This window comes from Roseomonas mucosa ATCC BAA-692, assembly GCF_000622225.1.
GTDB lineage: Bacteria > Pseudomonadota > Alphaproteobacteria > Acetobacterales > Acetobacteraceae > Roseomonas > Roseomonas mucosa.
In genome coordinates this window covers 33,669-45,167 of the sequence record NZ_JHWD01000028.1, presented here as the reverse complement: position 1 = coordinate 45,167, position 11,499 = coordinate 33,669, and the positions used below count along the sequence as shown (strand labels likewise).

Sequence of the window (11,499 nt, the reverse complement as noted above, 5' to 3'; positions counted from 1 at the left end):
ATCCCGACCAGCCGGTCGGGATGGTGAACAGACACGGGTCATTTCTCGGCGGAAACTCTGACCCTTCCCGGGTCAGCTCTCAGTGCAAATCAACAGCGACGATCCTCACCGCGACTTACGCGGTGGTGCTGTTCTCGATCATCGTGCAAGGCTCCACGCTTGGCTTGGTCGCGCGAAACACCCTGCTCGGTCGCAAGGGCGAAGATCCTGGGTGAGCCGGATGGTCGTCGCCTTACCGCCCCTGGGTCAATCAGGAGCTCCGCGGCAGGGCGGCGAAGCGCGCCTCGAGGTCCTCCACCGCAGCCTGCTCGCCCAGGTTCTGCCGCCCCGCGGCGAAAACAAGGTCTGCGTGACGGCGCAACGCGGCGCCGCGCTCCAGCGCTTGCTCCACCGCCAGCACGGCGCCGAGGACCTCCATGAGGCGGAGGAGCACGGCGGCCGAGCCAGCGCCGTTCTGCCGGATCATGTGGAACATGGCGTCGAGCAGCCCGTCGTAGTCCACCGCGCGCCGGAACAGAACGGCGCGCCCGTCGCGGAGCACGGCCGCGCCCGGCAGGTGCCTGTCGGTCATGCCGCAGAGCACGTCGCCAAATCGGTCCAGCACCGCCATGGCTGTGAACGGGTCGTTGATGCCAGGCGAGAGGGCGCGGACCGCGACCTCGGCGAGCTGGCGCACGGCGAACTCCAGGTCCTGCGCCGCCGCCCGCCGGTCGCCGAGGCTCATGGCTTCGCGCACCCTCCCCACCGCCTCCTTGGCCAGGGCCGGTGGCGACACCGTGGCCACGGCTACGCCTGTGAAGACGTAATCGCCCGGTCGCACGAGCAGGTTCAGGGTCGCATTATGCTCTGCCGCCCAGCCCGCGAGCCCTTCCTCGTCGAGAGCCCGGAGGTATCCACCTTCCTTTGCTGTGATGGCTCGCCCCTCCGGGGCAGGGCCGATCGGCCCCGGATCCGGCTGGTCGAGGGTCAGCCGGGCAACTGCATCCCGCAGTTCCGCGTGGACCGTGCCGATCACGGTCTCGACGTTGATGCCGGAGGCGATGTGATGGACGAACCAGGTGAGCGTGCCGACGCAGAGCAGGGCAAGGACAAGGGCGCCGGTGACCCCGAGATGAGGCACGAAGGCCCCTTCCTCCACAGAGCGCACGGTCCGCAGCACGACCAAGGCGTAGACGAAGGTGCCGAGGAACACGCCCAGGGCAACCTGGTTCCCCGCGTCGCGGACGAAGTTCCGCAGGAGCCGCGGCCCCATCTGACCGGAGGCGAGGGAGAGCGCGGCCACGGTGATGGAAAAGGTGGTGCCTGCGACGCCGATGGTGGAGGTGGCGATGGCGCCCAGGAGGGCCCGGGCGCCCGCCTCGCCGCCAGCGTAAAGCCAGCCTGCGGGAAGAAGGGATCGGGTCCAGTCCCACTGCTCGGTCCAGACCGCCCCCTCGCCCAGGATAAGGCCGAGCAGGACAAGGATCGCCGGACGCAGCCAGAAGGCGTCGCCGAGTGCCTCCAGCCGCTCGCGCAAGGCAGTGCTCACGCAGCGTCCAAACGGGCTTCCGGCCTTGACGTAACCTGCCGCGCCTCTCTCTGCGCTGCGGTGCGGGCGAGCGCGCTGTTCGTCTCGTCAGCGAACATTTGCTGACGCTCCCGGCGCCACCGAGGGTCGCGCTGTATTTTGGCGGACTCGTCGGGCGAGGGCCACCACTGCCGTCGCCCCAACTACCCGTAGCGATGTGTTCACCGTGCTGTCCTTTCTCGGCGATCCCTCTGGAAGCGAAGCTCTCGGGACCAAGCAGAGGCGACGTTTCGATCAGCATCACCCGCGATGTTCAAGGCGAAGTCAGCGGACGCTGATTTTCAGGCGACCGTACCCCTCTCGGTAGGTGCTCTTTGGACCCGCCGTGATGGTGTTCCTGGCCAGTCCTGTGGCGCTACGCGGAGCAGTGCATAGCCAAGCAAGCCAGACAGGAAGGAGCCCGCGAGAATGCCGACTTTGGCCTCCGCCTGGAGGAGCGGGTCACCGGGGAAGGCGAGAAGGGTGATGAACAGGCTCATGGTGAAGCCAATGCCGCAGAGCAGCGCCGTCCCCACCATCTGTAGCCGTCCAGCGTAAGCTGGCATGTCGGCGAGCCCGAGGCGGATGGCCAACAGGGTGAAGCCCAGAACACCCACTACCTTGCCAACCAGCAATCCAAGCCCGACGCCAATTGTGACCGGCGCCGCCAGAGCCTCCGCGGGTAAGCCGAGGAAGGAGACGCCTGCATTGGCCAGTCCGAAGATGGGGACAATTATGAAGCCGACGGGTAGGTGCAGGGCGTGCTCCAGCCGATGAAGCGGGCTGCCACGCTCGGCATCCGGGCGTCCTGGAGTGCCCTGCAAAGGGATGGTGAAGGCGAGAACCACGCCCGCGAGCGTGGCGTGGATGCCGGAGCGCAGCACGAGCACCCAGAGCAGCAGCCCCAGGAGGAGGTATGGCGTGAGGCGGCGCACGCCGAGCCGGTTCATCGCGACCAGCACGACCACTACGGCGGCGGCACCTGCCAAGTCGGGCAGCGAGATGCCCGCCGTGTAGAACAGCGCGATGATGACCACTGCGCCGAGGTCGTCGATGATGGCCAAGGCCGTCAGGAAGATCCGCAGCGAGGCCGGAACCCGCTTGCCGAGTAAGGAGATGACGCCGAGGGCGAAGGCGATGTCGGTGGCAGCCGGGATAGCCCAGCCCTGAGCCGTAGGCCCGGAGTTGAAGGCCAGGTACACCAGCGCAGGCACCGCCATGCCTCCGGCGGCGGCAATGCCTGGCAAGGCGCGGCGTGACCATGTGGAGAGTTGGCCATCCAGCACCTCTCGCTTGATCTCGAGGCCGACGAGCAGGAAGAACACGGCCATCAAGCCGTCGTTGATCCAGTGGCCTAGGGACAGTGGCCCGACATAGGCGTGCAGCAGGGCCTCGTAGCCCGGCCCCAGCGGCGAATTGGCGATCAGCAGCGCCAGGGCAGCGGCGGCCATCAGCACCAGTCCCGCGGAAGACTGGCCATCGAGAAAACGGCGCAAGGCACTTGGTTGGGCGTGGTAGTGCTGAGCCATGAGTGGGCCTCCAGGCATTGGTCTGCGCCGCTGGCGGCCCGACCAACGCTGAAACCCTGCCCACTCAGTATCTGGAGCGAACACCCGGGCGTTCTATCGCATCGGACACAACAAGCTGCAACGGCCTGACTGGCTACCCTACCGGGCCCCGGGGGTGGCGGCCGTGGTCAGGGGCGCGCTGCGGCAGGCCTGGAACGGGGTCGGTCCCTGGCCGGAACTGAGCGCCCTGCCTCAGCGCGCGGCCGCGCCGACGGGGATCTGCGCCACGGCCCAATAGGCCTGCGCCGTCAGGTGGAGGCCGTCGCCGCCGGTGACGGCGCGCGTCTCGATGAGGCGGTCGCCGAGTGCGTGCGCGATCGCCAGGATCGCCCGCCGCGCCCCATCGCCACGGGCCGGCAGGATCCAGGTGACGGAGCGGGCGACCACGGCGGCGTGGACCGCCGCCAGATTGTCCAGCGTATCGGAGCGACCTCCGTCGTTGGCGCCAAGTGAGATCAGTACCGCGTCGGCCCGGACGGGCGTGGCGGCATAGGTCCGGGCGAACTCGGCGCTGCCGATGCCGATCCTGGCGCGCATCTCGCAGCCGGGGGCGTGGCGGGCGGCGCCGACAGCCAGGCTGTCGCCCAGCACCCCGCAGCGCCGGCCGCTGCCTCCCTCCTGCCCAACGGCGGGCTGAGCAATGAGCGCGAGCAGAACGGCAAGGAATGAGCACATGCTCGAAGAAGACCGCGTGTCGATGCGAATGCCCTGCGGCGGCAGGCCGGGCGTCTGCGACGATGGCGGTTCCGCTGTCAGGTCGCGCCTCCTCGCGGACTGCCGCACCTTGGGGTGGCAACCGGCGACGATGGGAGCGCGGCGTGGGTCACCGCTATTCCGGCCTGCCTCTCGACCCCGCGGCGGGCCAGCGACATCGGCCGCTCCAGGTCCCATGCACCCCGGGGGCCGTGTTCAGGGCGGAACAAATGCGGCTATAGTGAATAACACCTTCGAATCATTCGCTTAGCCGCCAGGATCCCGCTCTTGAGCCAGTCCGTCTCCCTTTCTGCCCTGATCTGGTCGGTCGCTGACCTGTTGCGTGGCGACTACAAGCCCTCCGAGTACGGTCGGGTGATCCTGCCCTTCACCGTCCTGCGCCGCCTCGACTGCGTGCTAGCCCCCACGAAAATCGCCGTCCTGGCCGAGAAGAAGGCGCGGGAGCCGCTGGGGATCGACCCGGAGCCCTTCCTGCTGCGCGTGGCGAGGACGAGCTTCGTCAACACCTCGCCCCTCGACCTGAAGACGCTGATGGGCGACCCGGACAACCTGGCCACCAACCTGGCGGCCTACATCCGCGGCTTCTCCACCGCCGTGCGCGACATCTTCGAGCGGTTCCGCTTCGCCGAGCAGGTCGACCGGCTGGCCAAGGCCGGGTTGCTCTACCAGGTCACCGAGCGCTTCGCCGGCTTCCCCCTGCACCCGGATCAGGTCAGCAACCACGACATGGGGCTGGCCTTCGAGGAGCTGATCCGCAAGTTCGCCGAGGTGTCGAACGAGACGGCCGGCGAGCATTTCACGCCGCGCGACGTCATCCGCCTGATGGTGAACCTGCTGTTCATCGAGGACAGCGACATCCTCACCCCCAACACCAGCGCCGTCCGCACCATCTACGACCCCACGGCCGGCACCGGCGGCATGCTCTCGGTCGCGGCCGAGCACCTGCTGGAGCACAACCCCCAGGCCTCGCTGACCATGTTCGGCCAGGAGCTGAACGACGAGAGCTACGCCATCTGCAAGGCGGACATGCTCATCAAGGGCCAGGACGTGCGCAACATCGTCCCCGGCAACACCCTCTCCGAGGATGGGCACGCGGCCCGCAAATTCGACTACATGCTCTCCAACCCGCCCTTCGGAGTGGAGTGGAAGAAGGTGGAGAAGGAGGTCCGCAAGGAGGCCGAGCAGAAGGGCCATGCCGGCCGCTTCGGGCCGGGGCTGCCACGCATCTCGGACGGCTCGCTGCTGTTCCTGCTGCACCTGCTGAGCAAGATGCGGCCGGCGGCCGAGGGCGGCAGTCGGATCGGCATCGTGCTCAACGGCTCGCCGCTCTTCACCGGCGGCGCCGGATCGGGCGAGAGCGAGATCCGCCGCCATGTGCTGGAGAACGATCTGGTGGAGGCGATCATCGCCCTGCCCACCGACATGTTCTTCAATACCGGCATCGCGACCTATGTCTGGATCCTGTCCAACCGCAAGCCGGCGGCGCGGCGCGGGCTGGTGCAGCTGATCGACGCCTCGGCGATGTGGAGCAAGATGCGCAAGAGCCTTGGCTCCAAGCGCAAGCAGATGGGCGACGATCTGACCGACGAGGTCACCCGCCTGTTCGGCGAGGCGGCGGAGGCGCAGGTGGCCAGCGTGACGGATGCCGAGGGGCGGGTGAGCCGCGTGGTGGTGCGCGCGGGTGAGGCGCCGCCCCCGGCCCCGGAGGGCGGCGCGGTGAAGCTGGCGCCGATGTCGCGCCTGTTCCGCAACGAGGCCTTCGGCTACCGCACCATCACGGTGGAGCGGCCGCTGCGCGATGAGAAGGGCGCGGTGGTGCTGGGCCAGAAGGGCAAGGGAAAGGGCAAGCCGCAGCCGGACAGCGCGCTGCGGGACACGGAGAACGTACCGCTGACCGAGGATATCCAAGCCTACTTCGATCGCGAGGTGAAGCCGCACGCGCCGGATGCCTGGATCGACGAGGAGAAGACGAAGGTGGGCTACGAGATCCCCTTCAACCGGCACTTCTATGTGTTCGAGCCGCCGCGCCCGCTGGAGGAAATCGATGCTGATCTGAAGCAGGTGACGGACCGTATCCGGGCGATGATCGAAGGGCTGGCGGGATGAGCAAGGCACCCCCGCCTTCCTCCCTGCTGCTCTACCAGACCGAGGACGGCCGTACCCGACTGGAATGTCGCTTCGCCGAGGACATGCTGTGGCTGACCCAGGCGCAAATGGCGGAGCTGTTCCAGACCACCGTGCAGAACATCGACCTGCATCTGCGGAACATCTACGCGGAGGCCGAACTGACGCCGGAGGCAACTATCAAGTCCTACTTGATAGTTCGAACCGAGGGGAAGCGGCAGGTTTCCCGCGCCATCCAGCATTACAGCCTGCCGGCCATCCTTGCCGTCGGCTTCCGGGTGCGCAGCGCGCGCGGCACCGAGTTCCGCCAATGGGCGACGGCACGGCTGGAGGAATACCTCCGCAAGGGCTTCGTGCTGGATGATGAGCGGCTGCGGAACCCGCCCGGGCCGGATATGCCGGATTACTTCGATGAACTGCTGGAACGCATCCGCGACATCCGCGCCAGTGAACGGCGGGTCTATCTGCGGGTGCGCGAGATCATCGCACTGGCCGCCGACTATGCGCCGGGGGCGGCGGAGACCCAGGCGGTGTTCCAGGTGGTACAGAACAAGCTGCACTTCGCCGCCACCGGCCAGACGGCGCCGGAACTGATCGCCAGCCGCGCCGATGCCACCAAGCCGAACATGGGCCTGACGGCGCGGGCTGGCGAGCGGGTGCGCAAGGCCGATGTGACGGTGGCGAAAAACTACCTGACCGCGCCGGAAATCACCGAGTTGAACCGCATCGTGGTGATGTTCCTCGACTTCGCGGAGGACCAGGCGCGGCGCCGTAAGCAGGTTTTCCTGGCCGACTGGAGGACCCGGCTGGATGACTTTCTGCGCTTCAACGATCGCGCCGTGCTGCCCCATGCCGGGCGGGTGACGCGGGAGGAAGCGGACCGCAAGGCCGCCGTGGAATACGAGGCGTTTGCTGCCCGCCGCCGTGCTGCGCTGGAAGCGGAAGGCGAGATGGAAACGTTGCGGCAATTGGAAGGTGCGGCGAAGGCCCTGTTGAAGCGGCACAAGCCGAAGGCTGGCGGAGAAGGCGAAGTATGACGTTTCCCGCGTATCCGGAATATCGGGAGAGTGGAATTTCTGCCATGGGCAACATTCCGCGCCACTGGGCTGTCATCTCGTTCAAGCGCGCTGCGACAATTTCCTACGGTCTCGGACAGCCACCAGAATATCACCTCGACGGAACCCGCTTCCTCCGCGCAACCAATGTGAAGCGTGGTGAACTGAGCACCGAGGGACTGGTCTACGTGGACGAAGCGGCGTTGCCGGAATCTCGAGTCACGCGACTGGCGCTTGGGGATATCGTGGTGGTCCGGAGCGGCGCCTATACGGGCGACTCTGCGATCGTGACCGCAGACTGGGTTGGTGCAATCGCTGGCTTTGACATGGCCGTTCGCATGAAGCCCGGAATAGCCCCCGCCTTCGCGGCGGCGGCGCTGTTGTCGAAGTATATGCTTGAGGCACAGATCAACCTGTTGCGGCTCCGAGCGGCGCAACCGCACCTGAATGCGGAGGAACTGGGCAATCTTTTGTTCGTGTTGCCCCCGCCCGCCGAGCAATCCGCGATCGCCGCCTTCCTCGACCGCGAGACCGGCAAGATTGACGCGCTGGTGGCTGAGCAGGAGCGGCTAATCGCGCTGCTGAAGGAGAAGCGGCAGGCCGTCATCTCCCAGGCCGTCACCAAGGGCCTCGACCCCAACGTGCCGATGAAGGACTCCGGCGTGGAGTGGCTGGGGGAGGTGCCGGCGCATTGGGAGGTGAAGCGACTCAAGCATCTGATCCTGCCCGGAACCAGCATTTCCTATGGCATTGTTCAGCCCGGTGACGCGCAGGACGAAGGCGTTCCATTCATACAGACGACCAACATGACAAGCGCTTCGTTCGATCTTGATTCGTTACAGAAAACGACCGCAGAAATTGCAGCGGCTTATCCACGCACCTGCCTGGAAGGCGGCGAGGTCATTCTTGGAATCCGAGCATCGATCGGTTCTTGCCATGTTGTCCATAAGGAGCTCCACGGCGTAAATCTATCTCGTGGCGTCGCCCGCATCGTAAGCAATGGAACAGTTACTTCCGAGTTTCTCGTTGCCTTTCTGCGCAGCAAGAGCGCCACTGAGTACTGGGCATTGATGCGGCAGGGCTCGACATTCAACGAGGTTTCCATCGAGACGGTGAAGGAAATCACTATCCCAATGCCTCCTGTTGGCGAGCAGACGGCGATCATTGCCTTCCTGACCGAAGCAAGCTCCATCGTCGATGCCCTTACCGCCGAAGCTGAACGCGCCGTCACCCTTTTCCGCGAGCGTCGCGCCGCTCTGATCTCCGCCGCCGTTACCGGTAAGATAGACGTTCGCGACCTAGCCGCCGAGCATCCGGCGGAGGCCGCGTGAGCCTTCACAAAGAGATCGCCTTCGAGGAGGGCATCTGCGCCTACCTGGCAGCCCATGGCTGGTTCTACGAGCCGGGTGCCGCCACGCACTACGACCGTGCCCATGCCCTCTTCCCCGAGGATCTGATCGCCTGGGTACAAGCCACCCAGCCCGAGGCCTGGGAGAGCCTGAGCAAGACCCACGGCCCCGCCGCTTCCACCACCCTGGCCGACCGCCTGCGCACCGCGCTCGACAAGCAGGGAATTCTGGCACTGTTGCGGGACGGGCTGGATGTGGTGGGCCTCAAGCAGCGCCTGTCCCTGTGCCAGTTCCGCCCGGCGCTCGGCATGAACGAGGCGCTTCAGAGCCGTTACGCCGCCAACCGGCTGCGGGTGGTGCGGCAGGTCCGCTACTCCCTGCAGGGGGAGGACTGCCTGGACCTCGTACTGTTCCTCAACGGTATCCCGGTGGCCACCGCCGAGCTGAAGTCGGACTACACCCAGTCCGTCGGGGACGCGATCGACCAGTACCGCTACGACCGGCCGCCCAGGGTGCCGGGCCGGAACCTGCCGGAGCCGCTGCTGAGCTTCCCCGGCGGCGCCCTGGTCCACTTCGCCGTCAGCAACAGTCGGGTCGCCATGTGTACCCACCTCGCCGGTCTGGACAGCACCTTCCTGCCCTTCGACCGGGGACAGGACATGGGGGCCGGCAACCCGCCCAATCCGCACGGTGCCCCCACCGCATACCTGTGGGAGGAGGTGTGGCAGCGCGACAGCTGGCTGGAGATCCTCGGCCGCTACCTGGTGCCGGTGAAGGACGACAAGAAGCGCCTCAAGGGCTGGATCTTCCCCCGCTTCCATCAGCTCGACGCCACCCGCCGGCTGGTGTCGCAGGTGCTGGCGGACGGGCCGGGGCAGAAATACCTGATCCAGCACTCGGCCGGCTCGGGCAAGACCAACTCCATCGCCTGGACGGCCCACTTCCTGGCCGACCTGCACGACGCCGGGCACCGCAAGCTGTTCGACACGGTCCTCGTCGTCTCGGACCGCACGGTGCTCGACAAGCAGTTGCGCGAGGCCATCGAGGGCTTCGAGCGCACGTTGGGCGTGGTCGCGACGATCACCGGCGAGGGGGCCAGCAAGAGCCAGGAGCTGGCCGCGGCGCTCAACGGCGGCAAGAAGATCGTGGTCTGCACCATCCAGACCTTCCCCTTTGCCATCGCCGAGATCAGGCGGCTCGCCGCCACCAGCGGCAAGCGCTTCGCGGTGATCGCCGACGAGGCCCACTCGTCCCAGACCGGCGCCACGGCCGGGAAGCTCAAGGCCGCCCTGTCGCCCGAGGAGCAGGCGGCCCTGGCCGACGGTGGCGAGGTCGACATGGAGGACCTGCTCGCGGCCGAGATGGCGACCCGCGTCCTGCAGGACCGGCACATCACCTACGTGGCCTTCACGGCGACGCCGAAGGCCAAGACGCTGGAGCTGTTCGGCCGGCGCCCGCACCCCGAACAGCCCGCCGGGCCCGGCAACCTGCCGGTCGCCTTCCACACCTACGCCATGCGCCAGGCGATCGAGGAGGGTTTCATCCTCGACGTGCTGCGGAACTACACCAGCTACAAGCTGGCCTTCCGGCTGACCCATGGGGGCAGGGAGGTCTCCGAGGCCGAGGTCGATGCCGGCGAGGCGCGCAAGGGCATCATGGGGTGGGTGCGGCTGCACCCCGTCAACATCGCCGCCCGCGTCCGGATCGTGGTGGAGCACTTCCGGCAGAACGTGGCCCACCTCCTGGGCGGGCAGGCCAAGGCCATGGTGGTCACGGCCAGCCGAAAGGAGGCGGTGCGCTGGATGCGGGCCATGGAGAGCTACGTCCGGCAGCAGAACTATGGCATCGGCTTGCTGGTCGCCTTCTCGGGCGAGGTGAACGATCCGGACAGCGGGCCGGAGCCCTTCACCGAAACCAACATGAACCCCGCCCTGCTCGGCCGCGACATCCGCGAGGCCTTCGCCACGCCGCAATTTAGCGTGCTGCTGGTGGCCAACAAGTTCCAGACCGGCTTCGACCAGCCGCTGCTCTGCGCCATGTACGTGGACCGCAAGCTGGGCGGCATCCAGGCCGTGCAGACCCTATCACGGCTCAACCGCGCCTATCCCGGCAAGGACACCACCTACGTGGTCGACTTCGTCAACGAGCCGGAGGAGATCCTGGCCGCATTCCGGCAGTATCACACCACGGCGGAACTGGGCGGCACCAGCGACCCGAACATCGTGCTGGACCTACGGAACAAGCTGGACGGCCAGGGCTGCTACGACTGGCATGAGGTCGAGCGCGTGGTCCGGGCGGTCCTCCGTCCGCAGGCCACGCAGGCAGACCTAGACGCCGCCATCGGACCGGTCAGCAACCGGTTGCTGGTGCGGTTCCGGCAGGCACAGGGAAGCGCCAAGGCCGAGCCGGCGGGCAGCAGGGCGCAGAAGGCCGGCAAGGACGAGGTCGAGGCGTTGCTGCTCTTCAAGCGCGACCTCGGCACCTATGTCCGCGCCTACGAGTTTCTCGGGCAGATGTTCGACTACGGCAACACGGACTACGAGAAGCTCTACCTCTTCGCCAAGCTGCTGCTGCCATTGCTGGATTACGGGCGCGAGCGGGAGGGGATCGACCTCTCGGCCCTGAAGCTGACCCACCATCGCATGCGCGATCTCGGGCAACAGAAACTGAACCTGGGTGGCGACAAGACGCCGGACCCACTTCAGCCCATGACCGAGACCGGCTCGGGGGCGGTCCAGGACAAGCAGAAACTGCGTCTGGCCGCCATCATCCAGGCCATCAACGACCTGTTCGAAGGCGACGTCACCGAGGGCGATGCGGTGGCCTACGTCGATACCGTCATCAAGGGAAAGCTGCTGGAATCGGAGACCCTCAAAGCCCAGGCGACGGCCAACACCAAGGAACAGTTCTCCAATTCGCCCAGCCTCCAGGACGAGTTGATGACGGCCATCATCGACGCGATGGCCGCGCATCAGAGCATGAGCACCCAGGCGCTGGGTTCGGAAACCGTCCGGGCCGGCATCCTCTCGGCCCTGCTCGGCCCGGGGGCCTTGTGGGAGGCGTTGCGCGGGAAGGCAGCGGCGCCTCCCGCGGCTTGAGGCCGACCAGGGCCTGATGTTCAGGACGAGATGACGCCGGGCTCC

General features: G+C 66.9%; 8 protein-coding genes. 5 read left to right on the top strand and 3 right to left on the bottom strand.

All coding sequences use genetic code 11. From position 1 onward, the window contains the following. Positions 1 to 215, top strand: a 215-nt coding sequence (locus BT98_RS27865; protein ID WP_211254400.1) for a hypothetical protein, incomplete at its 5' end; no start/stop codon positions are given. A 35-nt stretch (positions 216 to 250) separates the two neighbouring features. Here BT98_RS27865 and BT98_RS0117350 read toward each other — a convergent pair. From BT98_RS0117350 to BT98_RS0117340, 3 genes are all read right to left on the bottom strand, one after another. After that, positions 251 to 1,528: a DUF2254 domain-containing protein gene (locus BT98_RS0117350; protein ID WP_027297342.1), complete on the bottom strand. Its 1,278-nt coding sequence runs from the start codon at positions 1,526 to 1,528 to the stop codon at positions 251 to 253. Positions 1,529 to 1,848: 320 nt separating this feature from the next. Continuing rightward, positions 1,849 to 3,075 carry a Na+/H+ antiporter NhaA gene (nhaA, locus tag BT98_RS24910; protein WP_051544318.1) on the bottom strand — a complete coding sequence of 409 codons (1,227 nt, stop codon included), beginning with the start codon at positions 3,073 to 3,075 and terminating at the stop codon, positions 1,849 to 1,851. Positions 3,076 to 3,306: 231 nt separating this feature from the next. Further along, on the bottom strand, positions 3,307 to 3,705 hold the full coding sequence (locus BT98_RS0117340) for a hypothetical protein (protein ID WP_027297341.1): 399 nt from the start codon (positions 3,703 to 3,705) through the stop codon (positions 3,307 to 3,309). A gap of 390 nt (positions 3,706 to 4,095) precedes the next feature. Between BT98_RS0117340 and BT98_RS0117335 the strand changes: the two genes are divergently transcribed. Genes BT98_RS0117335 through BT98_RS0117320 form a run of 4 tightly spaced genes read left to right on the top strand, consistent with a single transcriptional unit; the run spans position 4,096 to position 11,454 of the window. Beyond that, positions 4,096 to 5,934 carry a type I restriction-modification system subunit M gene (locus BT98_RS0117335; RefSeq protein WP_027297340.1) on the top strand — a complete coding sequence of 613 codons (1,839 nt, stop codon included), beginning with the start codon at positions 4,096 to 4,098 and terminating at the stop codon, positions 5,932 to 5,934. Continuing rightward, entirely contained in the window at positions 5,931 to 6,989 is a 1,059-nt protein-coding gene (locus BT98_RS0117330) for a virulence RhuM family protein (protein ID WP_027297339.1), read from the top strand. Before BT98_RS0117335 ends, BT98_RS0117330 begins: the two co-directional genes overlap by 4 nt. Beyond that, positions 6,986 to 8,338 carry a restriction endonuclease subunit S gene (locus BT98_RS24905; protein WP_027297338.1) on the top strand — a complete coding sequence of 451 codons (1,353 nt, stop codon included), beginning with the start codon at positions 6,986 to 6,988 and terminating at the stop codon, positions 8,336 to 8,338. Before BT98_RS0117330 ends, BT98_RS24905 begins: the two co-directional genes overlap by 4 nt. After that, positions 8,335 to 11,454, top strand: a complete 3,120-nt coding sequence (locus tag BT98_RS0117320) for a type I restriction endonuclease subunit R (RefSeq protein ID WP_027297337.1) — start codon at positions 8,335 to 8,337, stop codon at positions 11,452 to 11,454. Before BT98_RS24905 ends, BT98_RS0117320 begins: the two co-directional genes overlap by 4 nt. The last annotated feature ends 45 nt before the right edge of the window (positions 11,455 to 11,499 follow it).

Bases quoted from the DNA above. Each gene is read 5' to 3' on its own strand.
- nhaA (WP_051544318.1), bottom strand. From the start codon at position 3,075: ATGGCTCAGCACTACCACGCCCAACCAAGTGCCTTGCGCCGTTTTCTC.
- BT98_RS0117330 (WP_027297339.1), top strand. From the start codon at position 5,931: ATGAGCAAGGCACCCCCGCCTTCCTCCCTGCTGCTCTACCAGACCGAG.
- BT98_RS24905 (WP_027297338.1), top strand. From the start codon at position 6,986: ATGACGTTTCCCGCGTATCCGGAATATCGGGAGAGTGGAATTTCTGCC.